The organism is Paenarthrobacter sp. YIM B13468 (assembly GCF_042788025.1).
GTDB lineage: Bacteria > Actinomycetota > Actinomycetes > Actinomycetales > Micrococcaceae > Arthrobacter > Arthrobacter aromaticivorans.
Genome location: NZ_JBHZPI010000008.1, coordinates 131,498 through 146,152, shown reverse-complemented (window position 1 = coordinate 146,152; position 14,655 = coordinate 131,498). Strand labels below are relative to the sequence as shown.

Genomic DNA, 14,655 nt, shown 5'->3' with positions numbered 1-14,655 from the left:
AGCGCTGCTGTGCAGGAAGCCTGTCGAAGCTATGCGTGCGCTGTGAAAATCCGGGACGTCCGGCGGGTCCGGATTCCGAACGACCTCTTGACAGCGTGGCGAGCTGCACAGGCATAATAGGACAGCCCCGCGAGAAAGCGCTTTCTCGCAGTGAGGGCAAGGAAAAGCAGTTAGTCGAATCGCCCATTCCCGCTACCAGGCATGTGCTCTTTGGCATGCCGGAAAACAGGCCAATGACGTCCACAGCATCCCCGAAGAACCACATTCACTCCCAATTCCCGAAACGCACTTCACGGCGGCGCCCAGCCACGGTGGCAGCAGTAGCCGGCATCGCGCTGGCGGCAACGCTGGCAAGCGCGCCGGCCAGCAGCGCCGATCCGGTTGATCTGCACGGTTCGCCCACAGTCTCAATACACGATTCAGCTCCCACGGGTTGGGCATCCGTTGGAAGCACCCCGGCCGGCCCGGGGACCAACGGAGGTTCCGATGCCCCGACGGAGAACGTTCACGTGGTAAGCACCTTGGCAGAACTCAAGGCGGCCACGCTGAATAACGGCGACCCCAAGGCACCCAAAATCATCTACATCCGGGGGACCATCAACGGAAACGAAGCCCCCGACGGAAAGATCCTTGGCGAGCAGGACTACGCTCCTGGCTACGACATCCAGAAGTACATGAGCTGCTTCCTGGACAACGGCAAGACCTGGAGCGACCAAGCGTTCCCGTACTGCAAGCAAATGAGGCAACTGCGCCAACAGGGTAGCAACGCCATGAAGCGTCAGATCGAGGTGAACCTTCCGAGCAATACCACGCTCCTGGGACTGGATGACGACTCCGGGCTGGTGGGAGCCAACATCATCATGAACGTGGCCAGCAACGTCGTTATCCGGAACTTGAGCATCGAATCACCCGTGGACTGGTTCACCACGTGGTCTCCCGACGACGGCGACGGCGCCTGGAACGCCCGCTTCGACTGCGTGTCCGCTGTGACCTCGGACCACATCTGGATTGACCATGTCCTGGTGACAGACGGCCGCTACCCTGACAGCGAGGCGCCCAAGGACTTCAAGAACGAGCCCGTCATCCGCCACGACGGCCTGCTGGATTTGAAGGATGGAACAGACTTCGTCACCATCTCCAACAGCCAACTCAAGGACCATGACAAGACGAGCCTTCTGGGATCCGGCGACGAGCATGTAGACAAAGACGGCGGAAAGCTGCGCGTCAGCTTCATCTCGAACCTCTTCGAAAACACCCAACAGCGTGGTCCCCGAGTCCGCTTCGGCCAAGTGCACGTCCTGAACAACTACTTCGTCGGCAGTAGCGAGGACCCTGACTATCCCATGATTAGTCAAGCGCAGGGCGGCACCAGCTACTTCATCGGTGCGGGCTACGATTCCCGTATTTTCTCCGAGTACAACGCCTTTGACTACTCCGGGGCGAACGCCGATGAATCCATTACAGTCACCAGTTACAACGGCAATATGTTCAGTGATACCGGTTCCTGGTTTAACGGTGAGCCCGTCAACCTGGAAGCCATCGCCCAAGGCTCCTTTGAGGAACGCAAGGCGGAGGCGGTAGCCGCTGCGGCTGAGTCCGGCACCGACGTACCTGAATGGGCCCAGCGTGACTTTACCTCCGACGTCGGCTGGTCACCTTCGGATAACTACGGGTACCGGACGCTGAAATCGCCGGACGCAGTCCGCAATGCGGTGCTGAACTTTTCGGGTCCCGGCGTGATCAAGGTCCAAGAGGGGAAGTAGCGCCTACGGTTCTGGGGAAAGCGAAAGCCCCGGCCCGCAAATTTTTGCGGACCGGGGCTTTGCTGTTAAGTAGTGCTCGGCTACTTGGTGATCGGGCCGAGTACCGGATCGTCCACGTAAGCCGTCTTGACGTTGGCTGCCGTCACGATCTGCGGCGGGAGCAGGTAAGCCGGAACAGTCTTGACGCCGTTCTTGTAGGAATCCTTGTCATTGATTTCCAGCTGCTTGCCAGCCTGCAGGTCCTTCACCATGGTGATGGCATGCTCAACCAGCTTGCGGGTGTCCTTGTTGATGGTGGAGTACTGCTCGCCAGCCATGATCGACTTGACGGACTCAACCTCGGAGTCCTGGCCGGTCACCACGGGGAGCGGCTTGCCAGCGGCCTTGACGGACGTCAGCACTGCACGGGCCAGGGTGTCGTTCGGGGAGAGGACGCCGTCCAGGGAAGCGGTGCCGTAGCTGCCGGTCAGCAGTGTGTCAGCACGACGCTGGGCGTTTTCAGCCTTCCAGCCCTGGGTTACAGCCTGCTCGAAGGCGGTCTGCCCGGAAAGGACTTTGAGCGTTCCGTCGTCGATCTTCGGCTTCAGGACGCTCATGGCGCCGTCGAAGAAGACCTTGGCGTTGGCATCATCCGGGGAGCCCGCGAAGAGCTCGATGTTGTACGGTCCGGAAGGCTTCTTGGCCTTCAAACCGTCCAGCAGGGCCTGGCCCTGCAACACACCGACCTTGAAGTTGTCGTACGCCACGTAGTAGTCCACGTTCTCCGTGTTCAGGAGCAGACGGTCATAGGCAATGACCGTGGCGCCGGAGTCCTTGGCCTGCTTGAGCTGCGTACCCAGCTGCGCGCCGTCGATCGCACCAACGATGATTACCTTGGCACCCTTGGTGACCATGGCGCTGATCTGGTTCTGCTGCTCGGACACGCCGCCGTTGGCGAACTGGACGTCGGGCTTGAACCCGGCGCCGCTGAGGCCGTCGTTGAACAGCTTCTCCGCGAGGACCCAGTTTTCACTGGTCTTCTGTGGAAGGGCGACGCCGATCAGCGAGTCCTTGGGGAACGCTTCCCCGCCAGCTGTGCTGCTGCTTGAGCCGCTGTCGGAGCGGCCGCAGGCCGTCAGCGCCAGTGCCGCGATGGCAGCGACTGCTGCTGCCTTTCCTGCTTTACCAAACATTCGCATATCTTGGTTCACTTTCTGTGTGGTGGGGTGGAGCGAGTCAGGCGGAAACCGGTCAGGCTTCCTTGGAGATGACCTCTTTGGTGGACGTGGTTTCGTCCGGCTTGATGTCGTTGTTGCGCTGGAAGTTCTTCAGTAGCAGGCCGGTGATGGACCGCTTGCCTTGGGTCTTGTTGTAGACGTCGAAGGCGACAGCGGCGAGGAGCACCAGGCCCTTGATGATCTGGGTAAGGTCGGCACCTACGCCCAGAAGCTGCAGGCCATTGTTCAGTACGGCCATCACCAGGCCACCGACGATCGAGCCGATCACGGTACCAACGCCACCTGTAACGGCGGCGCCACCGATGAACACGGCTGCGATTGCGTCCAGTTCCCAACCGACGCCGTCAAACGGACCCGATGCGGTGGATCGGCCAACGAAGATCATGCCGGCGAGGCCTGCAAGGACGGACATGTTGAGCATGACCATGAAGTTGACCTTCTTGGACTGCACACCGGACAGTTCTGCAGCGTGCCGGTTGCCACCCACGGCGTAGACGTGGCGGCCCAGGACGGTCTTGTCAGCGATGAAACCGTAGATCAGGACCAACACGGCCAGGATCAAACCGGGGATAGGGAAGGAGGTTCCGGGGCGGCCGGTGGCGAACAGGTACGTGGCGTAGAGGATGGCACCGCAGATCAGGACCAGCTTGGTGACCTCGACCCAGAGCTCGGGAACGTCGGCGCCAAGTGCCTTGTTGGTAGCCCGGGCCCGCAGGGACATGATGACAACGAACGCGGCGGCCAGGATTCCCAACAGCAACGTGAGGTTGTTGAAGCCAGTGTTCGGGCCAATTTCAGGCAGGTAGCCGGAGCCCAGGTACTGGAAGTCGCTGGGGACGGGGATGGTGTTGGATTTGCCCACGAACTGGTTGAAACCACGGAACAGGAGCATGCCTGCCAGCGTCACGATGAAGGCGGGGATGCCCACATACGCTGTCCAGAATCCTTGCCAGGCCCCGATCACGGCACCGAGCACCAGCCCGAAGAGCACGCCCATGTACCAGGGGATACCCCAGTCGCGGATGGCGAGAGCCACGGAAACACCCACAAATGCGGCCACTGAGCCCACAGAGAGGTCGATGTGGCCGGCAATAATGACCAGGACCATACCGATGGCCAGGATCAGGATGTAGGAGTTGCCGTTGAACAGGTTGATCACGTTGCCCGGCGTCAGTGTCCGGCCCTCGGTGAAGATCTGGAAGAAGACGATAAGTGCCACCAGGGCGAAGATCATGCCGAACTGGCGGGTATTGCCACCAAATAGCTTCTTGAGCGCGTTCATTGTTTTGGTCCTTGTGTCAGGAAGGGGTGAGTCTGGGCCAACGGTCAGGCCGTCTTGCGGGCGGAGGTCATGAGTTTCATCAGGCTTTCCTGGCTGGCTTCGTTCTTGTCCAGGACACCGGTGATGGCGCCTTCAAAAATGGTGTAAATGCGGTCGGACAGGCCCAGGAGTTCCGGCAGCTCCGAGGAAATGACAATCACTCCCTTGCCCTGGTTCGCCAGCCTCTGGATGATGCCGTAGATCTCATACTTGGCGCCTACGTCGATTCCTCGCGTCGGTTCATCCAAAATCAGGAGATCCGGATCGGTGAACATCCATTTGGCCAGCACCACTTTCTGCTGGTTTCCGCCCGAGAGCTTGGCTACGCCTTCCTCCACTGACGGCGTCTTGGTGCGCAGGGATTTTCGGTACTCCTCTGCCACCGAGAACTCCTTGCGGTCGTCCACCACCGTGTACTTGCTGATTGCACGGAGATTCGCTGCAACCGTGGTGGTCTTGATGTCATCCAGCAGGTTCAGGCCGAGGGACTTCCGGTCTTCCGTGACGTAGCCCAGGCCGGCGTCGATAGCCGCCCGGACGCTGCGGAGGTTGACCGGCTTGCCGTCCTTGTAAACCTGTCCCTTGATGTAACGGCCGTAGGAGTGTCCGAACAGAGAGCGGGCAAGTTCCGTGCGGCCGGCACCCATGAGTCCTGCGAAGCCCACGATTTCACCGCGGCGCACATAGAAGTTGGAGCCCTTGCAGATCAGGCGATCCTGGATCTGCGGGTGACCCACCGTCCAATCCTTCACTTCGAAGAAGACCTCACCGATCTTCGGCTCGTGATCGGGGAAGCGGGACTCGAGGGTCCTGCCCACCATGCCTTTGATGATGCGGTCCTCGTCAACGCCATCCCGCTTGACGTTCAGCGTTTCAATGGACTTTCCATCACGGATGATGGTGATCTCGTCGGCGATCTGTTCGATCTCGTTGAGCTTGTGGGAAATGATGATCGAGGTGATTCCCTTGCCCTTCAGCCCCAGGATCAGGTCCAGCAGGTGCTGGGAGTCCGATTCGTTCAGGGCTGCTGTGGGCTCGTCCAGGATCAGCAGGCGGACCGACTTGTTCAGCGCCTTGGCGATTTCCACCAGCTGCTGCTTGCCGACGCCGATTTCCTTGATGGGGGTATCGGGGTCCTCACGGAGACCTACCCTGGCCAGCAGCTCTACGGAGCGCTTCCGGGCTTCGGCCCAGTCGATGACACCCCATTTGGTTGGCTCGTTGCCCAGGAAGATGTTCTCCATGATGGACAATTCCGGGATCAACGCCAATTCCTGGTGGATGATGACGATGCCCGCAGCTTCACTTGCGCGGATGTCCTTGAATTGCTGCGTTTCGGCCATGTACACGATGTCGCCGGTGTAGCTGCCGTGGGGGTACACGCCGGAGAGAACTTTCATGAGGGTGGATTTTCCAGCACCGTTCTCGCCACAGATTGCGTGGATCTCGCCGGCCTTTACGCGCAGGCTCACATTCGACAAGGCCTTCACACCAGGGAATTCCTTCGTGATCGAGCGCATCTCCAAGAGGATCGGCTCGTCTTGCGTGTCGAGGGTTGTCATCAGCCCTTACGCCTCCAATGCATGACTTCGTTGTCGCTCCCCAAATGGCGGAGCTGTCTGATGAAAAAGTAAACTGGATCACGTGTCTTGTCGTCAAGACTTGAACACAAGAACCAGCTAACGATTTCGTTATCTACCCGTGATTCCGGCCTGTTGGAACACCAAGGCTGCTGCGCCAAGCGCTTCGGCACGTGCTCCCAAGGACGACATTGCGAGGTGCGTTGTTTCCCCCACCACGGGCACGGCGTGGCGAACAAGGCCCCTGCGAATGGGGTTGAGAAGGAGGTCGCCGAGGCCTGCCAGGGGGCCGCCGACGACGATCACTTCAGGGTTGATCAGATTGGCGACGTTGCCCAGTGCTCGCCCCACGGCAAGGCCCGCATCATCCACCACACGTTGGGTTGCGGAGTCGCCGGCAAGGCAATTCCGGACGATGTCCTGGGGCGTCAGCGATGTCTCTTTTCCCCTGCCTAGCAGCTCGATCATGGTGGTGGTGGACGCGATGGTTTCCAGGCAGCCGCGGTTGCCACACCGGCACATCAGCCCGTGCTCGTGGATGGTTGCATGGCCGATTTCGCCTGTGATGCCCACGTTCCCGTAGTACGGCACGCCGTTCAGAATCAGGCCCGAACCAATACCCGAACCGATCTTGAGGAACATCAGGTTGGACACCCCGCTGTGGGGTCCCCAGGTCACCTCAGATAACGCTCCGAGATTGGCGTCATTATCAACAAATACGGGACAATTCAGGGCTTCCTCGAGCCTATGAAGGATGTCGATTCCCACCCATTCGGGCAGGATCGCACCCTGGGCGACGGTCCCTGTCCTGCGGTCAATGGGGCCCGGGATGCCCGCGCCGGCTCCCACTACCGCACTGGGATCGATGCCATTTTCTGCCAGCAATCGGCCCAGCAGCCGAACCGCCGCAGCGATCCCTTCCTCTGCGTGGTGGCCGAGCGGAAGTTCGATGAAATCCTCTGCGATGACGTGGTAGCCGAGGGATGCCAGAACCACCCGCAGGTGGCGTCGGCCAAAGTCGATTCCGACGGCGACTGCACCGTTGCTGTTCAACCTCACGTTGGTTGCCCGGCGTCCGGAGCTGGTGGTTGGCTCGGTGGAAACGAGGCCTGCGTCCTGCATGATTTTCACGATGTTGGACACCGTGGCGGTGGAGAGCCCGGTCTGCCTTGAAAGCTCGGCTTGCGTTGACGGCCCACTCAGCAAGCACTCGATAATCCGTTGCTGGTTCAGGTGCCGGAGCGCGGACTGCGAGCCGGGTTTTCGTGGTTGGCTCTTCGTTGAGCGCTGCGTAGCGGGCATGACAAGAAGATTGCCCCAAAAGCAGCGTTGTAGTCAAGAAGTGAACACAAGGAGTCAAGCTTCCCCGACATACTCCAACGCAAGAGGCGCTCAGTCCTCCCGTTGTGGGCCTGAGGTCTGCATCCCCACCGCCTCCCTGACTTCGCAAGCTCAGCCAGGGAACCCGGGCGGCGTGGGCCCTGCGAATGGTTGGGGCGCAGAGTGGGACTCGCAAAATGGGGCTGGGTGGCGTGGCCCGGAAGGTTGCGGGGCGGTGTGCGTGCAATGCGTCCCGTGTCGCTCGCGTCCGGGTCTAAATGCCCCGCTCCACGTGTCAGACCCCGGGCCTAGTCTGGAAACAAGAAGACTTCCGGCCCTCACCGGTCCGGTACCCGGTGCAACCAAGGTGGTAATGATGCTGCTATCCGTCCTGCAGGCCAACGCTTCCGTCCTGGACGTTGAGGCGAACCTGCGCACGATCGACGACGCCGCCCGGCGCGCCGCACAGGCAGGGGCAGGACTGCTCCTGACTCCGGAGCTCTTTCCGGTGGGCTACGCACCGCTGCGGCTTCACGCCGAATTGGATCCGGCAACGCTCCCGGGCATCCGCCAACGCCTTTCCGGCATCGCCCGCCAGCACAACATCGGGCTCGTGTACAGCCTTCCGGCGCCGGCTTCGGAGGACAACGCGTGGCACATCACCGCCACACTCGTGGACGGCAATGGCGAGGAACTCCTCCATTACGCCAAGGTCCACCTCTTTGGTGCGGAGGAGCGCAAGGCGTTCGTGGGCGCCCAAGAACCTCCCGCCGTCGTGGATTTCAACGGGGTCCGAACATCGATGCTGATCTGCTACGACGTCGAGTTCCCGGAGGCAGTCCGGGCAGCGGCAACCCGCGGGGCTGAACTCCTGCTGGTCCCAACGGCTCTGTCCATGGGATTCGATAGCGTGCCGCAAGTGCTCATCAGGGCCCGCGCGGTGGAGAGCCAGCTCAACGTTGCGTACGCCAACCACAGCGGGCACGAGGACATCTACAACTTCCTCGGCGGCAGCGTGGTTGCCGGCCCCGATGGCTCGTTGCTCGCGGCGGCGGGGGAGTCGGCAGCGCTCCTGTTCGCGGAAGTGGGCACGGAGACGGTGAAAACCGCACGCGACGAAGTCGATTATCTGCGCGAACGGCGGCCTGAGCTATACCGGGAGTGGGAGGCGGGTGCCTAAGCGCCGGCGTCAGGCCCAGCAACAAGCTCGTCCGCATACTGCAAGGCAATCCAGAGTTCCGCCCGGACCTGTGCCTGGTTGAGGTCCATGTCCAGCAGCTCGCCGAGGACGCCAATTTGCCGCCGGACGCTGTTGCGGTGCAGGCCCAGCAGCTTGGCGGAACCGTCCCAGCTTCCGTTTTCGCTGAGCCACCCGTGCAGTACGGACAGCAGTGGGTCACGGCGATCAGGTTCCAAAGACAAAACCGGGGCCAGGAGGCGCTCGGCCAGCATGGACCCCGCCTCGCGTCCAAGCAGACCAGTCACCGACCATTGCACTTCCTCCACGCGGACACTCTTTCCGCTGGACAATACGCGGCTCCGCAGCGAGCTCACCCGCTGGTAGGCCGCGGCAAGCCCGGTGAGTTCGGTCGGCTCGCCGATCGCCAGCCTCCAGCCCAGCTTCTCGACGTCGGCAAGCAGCGCGTCATCCACTTTCAACCGGGTGATGGCCGCGAAACCGTAGTCGGTTATTTCCACGAGCTTGGTATCGAACAGCCTGCGCCACTGCAGCAGCTCGCGGACCGGGCCGTCGCCAGCGGGCCAGTCAGGGGATTCGGCCTTGATGCCCTGCACTACGCGCATCTGTCCGGAGCGCGTCGAGGAAAGGCTCTGCGCCAGCAGGTCTTTGAGTCCGTTGACGTGCTTGGTGGCGCCGGTGGACAAGGTATCGGGATGCAGGAGCAATGCCGTGGCAAGCTGGCTCGGAGCAAGTGAACCGCTGGTTCGTTGACGGACCAGCAACTCCAGCAAACCCACCGCCGATTGCACCACATTGTTCTGCGCGGGCGTCAGCGGAGCGTCCGAACCAAGAATCAGCGCCCCAAGGTTCGCGTCCTTGGTACTGCGCAGGGGATGACCGAACACCAAGGCAGACCCAGGCTGCTCGAAACCATCCATCTCCACGCGCGGCCCGCTGCCGGTCAGCAACCGTTCCAGCAGCGGCGCCAACAAGGAATGCTCGACGCCGGTGCTGCCGCCGGCATTGTGCCCGCGCGCCCGCACCCGTCCGTCCGCCCCGACCAGCAGCGCCCACACGGGCACACGCTGGACGAGGGCTGCAAGTAATTCGTGCTCCGGCCTGGGGGAGAGGACTGCCCGCATGAGTTGGCGGTTGGTTTCGGCCAATTGCCGGAATACGCGGGCGTTGTCCGATTCCAGGAGCTGGGAGAACTCCAGGCCAATCGCGGCGAAGGGCACGGACTCCGGGACCTCGAACAGGGTGAGGTTGTGCCTGCGGCAGGCGTCGAGGAGGACGTCCGGGACGGCGTCGAAATAGGGCCTGATGCCAAATCCGAGGGCGGCCACCTTTGCACCCACCAGTCGCCGAACGTAGGCGTCCACGCTGGCCGCCGAGCCGCCCTCGCCAAGGAAAGGCAGCCCGGCGGTCAGCAGGAACTCGCCCTCCGGAAGATACGGGGTGGGATCTTCCAGTTCGCTCGGTTCCACCCACCGCAGCAGCGATTCGCCGCTGCCGCCGTCGTGAAGCATTTTCAACTCGGGCGGCAGCTGCTCCAGGAACTGTTCCAGCGTGACGAAACTCAGGCGGGCGGTGGCGGGCTCAGGCAACATTGTCCTGCCCGGCGGCGGCCGGCTCCTGGTAGTCGGGGCACTCGTAGGCGCCGTCCAAGGAGGCGCGCTCGGACGAGGCGTATATGCGCGGCAATCGCGGGGCGATCCTGTTGATAATTTCATCCCCGTGGCTGCCGATCGCAGCGCCCCAATCGTCGGCGCTCGCCGCACCGGTGGCCGGGTCGCCGAACAACACCGCAGTATCGCCGACGTCGATCCCGGTCGCGTCGGGCCCGAGGTCCACCATGAATTGGTCCATGCAGACCTTGCCGATGACCGGGACGTTGCGGCCTCCGATGTTCACCACCGAGCGGCCGCTGATGCCTTTAGGGATGCCGTCCGCGTAGCCAAGGGGAATGAGTCCCAGGTAGCGGGGTTCATACGTGATGGCTTGGTGCTCGTAGCTAACGCCGGTGCCTGCCGGGACCTTCTTGACCATGACCAATGGGGCGGTGACGCTGAGGGCCGGCCGCAATCCGAAGTCGGTCGGGTTGAGGTGGTCTGCGGGAGCGAGGCCGTAAATTGCCAGTCCGGCCCGGACCATGTCGAAGTGGAATTCCGGACGGTCCAGGATGTTGGCTGAGCTGGAAACGTGCCTCAGTTCAGGCGTGAGTCCGGCTTCACGCGCCTCGCGAACGGCGTCTTCGAACTCCGCAACAGCGCTGGCGTTGCCAGGATGGGCGGGCACATCGGCCCACGCCAAGTGGGTCCAAATGCCGCGGACCAGCACCGTGCCGTCCACTTCCGCTCGCCGGGCATGAGCTACAAGTTCGGCCCAATCCTCCTTTCGGGCCCCGCCGCGGCTTAGCCCGCTGTCCAGTTCAAGGTGTACGACGGCGGGACGGCCAAGGCGTTCGGCGATGGCCGCCAGCACCTGGAGTTGGTGGACGCTTCCGAGGGAGACGTCGATGTTGTTTTCGAGTGCTTCCAGGATGGTGTCGCTCGTCTGGGATGCCAGATACAACCACGAAAGGATCGGTGCGGTGATGCCGGCTTTGCGCAGTGCGATGGCTTCTGTGAGCTGCGCGGTTCCGAGCCAATCAGCCCCGGAAGCGGCAGCCGTGCGGGCTACTTCCACTAGGCCATGACCGTAGGCGTTGCCCTTCACTACGGCCATGAAGAAGGGCGCCTTGGTCCGGTTCTTGAGGGCGCTGATGTTGTCTGAAATAGCGGACAGGTCCACTCTGACCTGACCGGAGAGGGCGAGCGAGCCGCCCTCTTGGTACTGTGCAATACGTCTCATGGTTGAACACTATAGGTCATTTTGCACCATTGTGAGAGGTGGCTCATATGCCAGTCTTGTGGAGGGGAAATCGAAACTACTTTGAAGGGACGTCAAGGGTGACTGTGCCTGTGAACACTCAAAACTCAACGGCGGCGAGCATGGCCAGGCCGAGCCTCGGTGCCCAACTCCTGCGCCGCAAGCCGATCGGGCAGATGGCCGACGAGGCCGGAACCGGCGAAGGCGGCACGCCGCTGGTACGCAGCTTCGGTGTCCTTCAGCTGACCATGATCAGCGTCGGCGCAACGCTGGGTACCGGCATCCTGGTGATCCTTGGTGAGTCCGTGCCGCTGGCAGGCCCGGCGATCTGGATCTCCTTCGTGATCGCTGGTTTGGCTGCCCTCTTCTCGGCAGTGTCCTACGCGGAGATGGCCGGGCTCGTCCCGGTGGCAGGTTCCAGCTACTCCTACTCTTACGCCACCATGGGTGAGGGCATGGCGTGGATCTGCGGTTGGTGCCTGGTACTGGAATATGCCGTGTCCGTGGCCGCTGTTGCAGTGGGCGCCGGCCAGTACGTAAACGAGACTCTGGCCGCGTTTGGACAGGTCCTGCCCGACGCCATGAGCCAGCCACCAGGCGATGGCGGGGTGGTGAATGTTCCCGCCATGGTGATCGTGGTTCTTGCCATGATCCTGCTGGTCCGGGGCGCCCGTGAAAGTGCATGGATCAACACCGCGATCGTCATCATCAAAGTGGGCATCCTGATCTTCTTCTGCGCGGTCGCTTTCACCGCTTTCAACGCCGGGAACTTCGAGCCCCTCATGCCGATGGGTGCAGCAGGCGTCTCCGCCGCCGCCTCGAGTGTGTTCTTCTCCTACATCGGATTCGATGCCGCCTCCACCGCCGGCGAGGAAGCCAGGAACCCCAAGCGGGACCTGCCACGCGCCATCCTGCTCTCCATGGTGATTGTCACCAGCATCTACGTCCTGGTCTCCGTTGCCGCGATCGGTGCCCGTCCGTGGGGCTGGTTCGATGGCACGGAAGCTGCCCTGGTCCAGATCCTGCATGAGATCACCGGGCAGCCGTGGATCGCCCTCGTCTTCTCTGCCGGTGCGGTGCTTGCCATCGCCAGTATCGTGCTGACCGTCCTTTACGGCCAGACCCGCATCCTGCTCTCGATGTCCCGTGATGGCATGGTGCCCAAGGTCTTCGGCCGCGTCTCCCGCCGCACCGGAACGCCAGTGGCCGGGACCCTGATAGTCGGAACCGCCGTCGCCCTCACCGCTGGCTTGGTCCCGCTGGGCGCCTTGGCTGACGCAACGAGCATCGGTACGCTCTTCGCCTTCGCGCTGGTCAACGTCGCCGTGATTTATCTCCGGCGCAACCGCCCGGATCTTGACCGCAGTTTCCGGGTTCCGCTGTACCCGATCACCCCGATCCTGGGCACCCTCATGTGTGCCTTCCTGATGCTCAACCTCGGCGCCGACACCTGGATCACGTTCGGTGTTTGGATGCTGGTGGGCATCGCCATCTACTTCGGCTACGGACGCCGGAATTCCAAGGTAGCCGCGCTCAGCGATGAGGACTACCGTGAACTGACCACCAGGGCCGTGAGCCCGGAAACTGTGAAAGCCGCAAACTGATGACCATCGCTACCGAACTTCCCACAGCCGACGTCGCCGCCTCCGAGGCGAAGGCAGGCGAAGCCCCCATCACCATGCTGAACCCGGACTTCCCCTTCAGTTATGACCATTACCTGGCGCACCCGGACGGACTCGGAAGCATTCCGGAAGAGCGCTACGGCACGGAAGTGGCCGTCATCGGCGCCGGCCTGTCAGGACTGGTCACCGCCTATGAGCTGATGAAGCTCGGCCTCAAGCCCGTCATCTACGAGGCCGACCAGATCGGAGGCCGTCTTCGCACGGCGAGCTTCCCGTCGGCGCCAGGCGTCGTAGCCGATCTTGGTGGCATGCGTTTCCCGGTTTCCGGCAAAGCCTTCTACCACTACGTGGACCTTCTTGGCTTGGAAACGCAGGACTTCCCCAACCCGATGGCCCCGGCGACGTCCAGCACAGTGATCGAACTTGCGGGTAAGAAGCACTACGCCACAACAGCAGCTGAGCTACCGGTATTTTTCCAGGAAGTAGCCGATGCCTGGAAAGCCGCAATCAACGATGGCGCTGCGTTCGCCGAAATGCAGGAAGCTATCAAAGCCCGCGATACCAAGCGGATCAAGGAACTCTGGAACGCACTCCTGCCCGAATTGGACGAGCTGACCTTCTACGGATTCATCGCAGCCAGCAAGTCCTTCAAGGAAGCCGGCTTCGCCCACCGCGAAGCGTTCGGCCAGGTCGGCTTTGGCACTGGCGGTTGGGACACCGATTTCCCCAACTCCATCCTGGAGATTCTCAGGGTCGTCTACACGGACGCAGACGACCAGCACCGGCTCATCTCGGGAGGAGCGCAAAGGCTCCCCGAGGCACTGTGGAACCACGCGCCGTCGGACCTTAAGCACTGGCCCGCCGGCACGTCACTGTCGTCGCTGCACTCCGGCTCGCCGCGCGGAGCCGTGGACAACATCCGCCGCGCCGAGAACGGTGATTTGGTAGTGCGCGAAAACTGGGGACGCGAAGCCACGTACCAAGCGGTGGTGACCACTTGCCAGTCGTGGCTGCTGTCCACGCGTATCCACACCGAGGAAGCGCTGTTCCCGGCCGAGCTGTGGACGGCGATCGAGCGCTCGCACTACATGCAGTCCTCGAAGACGTTCGTGATGGTGGACCGGCCGTTCTGGAAGGATATCGATCCGGAAACCGGCCGCGAAGTCTTGTCCATGACGCTCACCGACCGCCTCAACCGGGCCACATACTTGCTCGACGACGGCCCTGACAAGCCCGCTGTGATCCTCTTGTCCTACACATGGAACGACGACGCGCTGAAGTGGCTTGCGCTTACTGCCGAAGAGCGCGTCAAACTCATGTTGCACTCGCTGGAACAGATCTATCCGGGCGTAGACATTGCCAGCCACATTGTGGGGCAGCCGATCACTGTGTCCTGGGAAGCGGACCCCAACTTCATGGGTGCCTTCAAAGCCAACCTGCCGGGCCATTACCGGTACCAGCAGCGGCTCTTCACCCACTTCAAGCAGGATCAGTTGCCGGAAAGCCAACGCGGCATCTTCCTGGCCGGGGACGACGTGTCCTTCACCGCCGGATGGGCCGAAGGCGCAGTGACCACGGGCCTGAACGCCGTGTGGGGCGTGGTGAACCACTTGGGCGGATCCTCTGCTGCCGAAAACCCCGGTCCGGGTGATCTGCTGGACGAATTCGGCCCGATCAGCCTGGACTAATTTTCAACGTTGCGGGGCCTGCCCTGCGTCCCAACCATTCGCAGGGCCCACGCAGCCCGGGTTCCCTGGCTGAGCTTGCGAAGTGAGGGAGGC

The 14,655-nt window shown here is 62.2% G+C and carries 10 protein-coding genes; 4 read left to right on the top strand and 6 right to left on the bottom strand.

Annotated features, from left to right (window positions below):
* Positions 1-233 precede the first annotated feature (233 nt).
* A complete protein-coding gene (locus ACFX4T_RS09975; protein WP_377651647.1) occupies positions 234-1,763 on the top strand; it encodes a polysaccharide lyase family 1 protein in 1,530 nt (509 codons plus the stop codon).
* Between the two features lie 80 nt (positions 1,764-1,843).
* Here ACFX4T_RS09975 and ACFX4T_RS09970 read toward each other — a convergent pair whose 3' ends face one another.
* From ACFX4T_RS09970 to ACFX4T_RS09955, 4 genes are all read right to left on the bottom strand, one after another.
* Positions 1,844-2,941 (bottom strand): substrate-binding domain-containing protein, encoded by a 1,098-nt coding sequence (locus tag ACFX4T_RS09970; RefSeq protein WP_377651645.1) that lies wholly within the window; start codon positions 2,939-2,941, stop codon positions 1,844-1,846.
* A 52-nt stretch (positions 2,942-2,993) separates the two neighbouring features.
* On the bottom strand, positions 2,994-4,262 hold the full coding sequence (gene mmsB / locus ACFX4T_RS09965) for a multiple monosaccharide ABC transporter permease (RefSeq protein ID WP_377651644.1): 1,269 nt from the start codon (positions 4,260-4,262) through the stop codon (positions 2,994-2,996).
* Between the two features lie 44 nt (positions 4,263-4,306).
* Positions 4,307-5,863 carry a multiple monosaccharide ABC transporter ATP-binding protein gene (gene mmsA / locus ACFX4T_RS09960; RefSeq protein ID WP_223948327.1) on the bottom strand — a complete coding sequence of 519 codons (1,557 nt, stop codon included), beginning with the start codon at positions 5,861-5,863 and terminating at the stop codon, positions 4,307-4,309.
* A 129-nt stretch (positions 5,864-5,992) separates the two neighbouring features.
* Positions 5,993-7,183 carry an ROK family transcriptional regulator gene (locus ACFX4T_RS09955; RefSeq protein ID WP_216924860.1) on the bottom strand — a complete coding sequence of 397 codons (1,191 nt, stop codon included), beginning with the start codon at positions 7,181-7,183 and terminating at the stop codon, positions 5,993-5,995.
* Between the two features lie 391 nt (positions 7,184-7,574).
* Here ACFX4T_RS09955 and ACFX4T_RS09950 point away from each other — a divergent pair, with 391 nt between their 5' ends.
* The gene (locus ACFX4T_RS09950) at positions 7,575-8,381 is read left to right on the top strand and encodes a carbon-nitrogen hydrolase family protein (protein ID WP_377651643.1); all 807 of its coding nucleotides are present in this window, start codon (positions 7,575-7,577) and stop codon (positions 8,379-8,381) included.
* Here the strand turns inward: ACFX4T_RS09950 and ACFX4T_RS09945 are convergent.
* Positions 8,378-9,991, bottom strand: a complete 1,614-nt coding sequence (locus ACFX4T_RS09945; RefSeq protein ID WP_377651641.1) for a PucR family transcriptional regulator — start codon at positions 9,989-9,991, stop codon at positions 8,378-8,380. The two genes, ACFX4T_RS09950 and ACFX4T_RS09945, sit on opposite strands and share 4 nt — an antisense overlap.
* Positions 9,981-11,234, bottom strand: coding sequence for an alanine racemase (gene alr / locus ACFX4T_RS09940; protein WP_377651639.1), 1,254 nt, complete (start codon positions 11,232-11,234; stop codon positions 9,981-9,983). The genes ACFX4T_RS09945 and alr overlap by 11 nt, the downstream gene beginning before the upstream one ends.
* A 140-nt stretch (positions 11,235-11,374) precedes the next feature.
* On the opposite strand from alr, the gene ACFX4T_RS09935 reads away from it, so the two are divergent.
* Both ACFX4T_RS09935 and ACFX4T_RS09930 read left to right on the top strand, forming a co-directional pair.
* Positions 11,375-12,856, top strand: a complete 1,482-nt coding sequence (locus tag ACFX4T_RS09935; RefSeq protein WP_216924973.1) for an amino acid permease — start codon at positions 11,375-11,377, stop codon at positions 12,854-12,856.
* Entirely contained in the window at positions 12,856-14,562 is a 1,707-nt protein-coding gene (locus ACFX4T_RS09930; RefSeq protein ID WP_377651637.1) for a flavin monoamine oxidase family protein, read from the top strand. Before ACFX4T_RS09935 ends, ACFX4T_RS09930 begins: the two co-directional genes overlap by 1 nt.
* The last annotated feature ends 93 nt before the right edge of the window (positions 14,563-14,655 follow it).

Coding starts and splice junctions, on each gene's coding strand:
- mmsB (WP_377651644.1), bottom strand. CDS start 4,262: ATGAACGCGCTCAAGAAGCTATTTGGTGGCAATACCCGCCAGTTCGGC.
- ACFX4T_RS09950 (WP_377651643.1), top strand. CDS start 7,575: ATGATGCTGCTATCCGTCCTGCAGGCCAACGCTTCCGTCCTGGACGTT.
- ACFX4T_RS09935 (WP_216924973.1), top strand. CDS start 11,375: ATGGCCAGGCCGAGCCTCGGTGCCCAACTCCTGCGCCGCAAGCCGATC.
- mmsA (WP_223948327.1), bottom strand. CDS start 5,863: ATGACAACCCTCGACACGCAAGACGAGCCGATCCTCTTGGAGATGCGC.
- ACFX4T_RS09930 (WP_377651637.1), top strand. CDS start 12,856: ATGACCATCGCTACCGAACTTCCCACAGCCGACGTCGCCGCCTCCGAG.
- alr (WP_377651639.1), bottom strand. CDS start 11,234: ATGAGACGTATTGCACAGTACCAAGAGGGCGGCTCGCTCGCCCTCTCC.
- ACFX4T_RS09955 (WP_216924860.1), bottom strand. CDS start 7,183: ATGCCCGCTACGCAGCGCTCAACGAAGAGCCAACCACGAAAACCCGGC.
- ACFX4T_RS09945 (WP_377651641.1), bottom strand. CDS start 9,991: ATGTTGCCTGAGCCCGCCACCGCCCGCCTGAGTTTCGTCACGCTGGAA.
- ACFX4T_RS09970 (WP_377651645.1), bottom strand. CDS start 2,941: ATGCGAATGTTTGGTAAAGCAGGAAAGGCAGCAGCAGTCGCTGCCATC.
- ACFX4T_RS09975 (WP_377651647.1), top strand. CDS start 234: ATGACGTCCACAGCATCCCCGAAGAACCACATTCACTCCCAATTCCCG.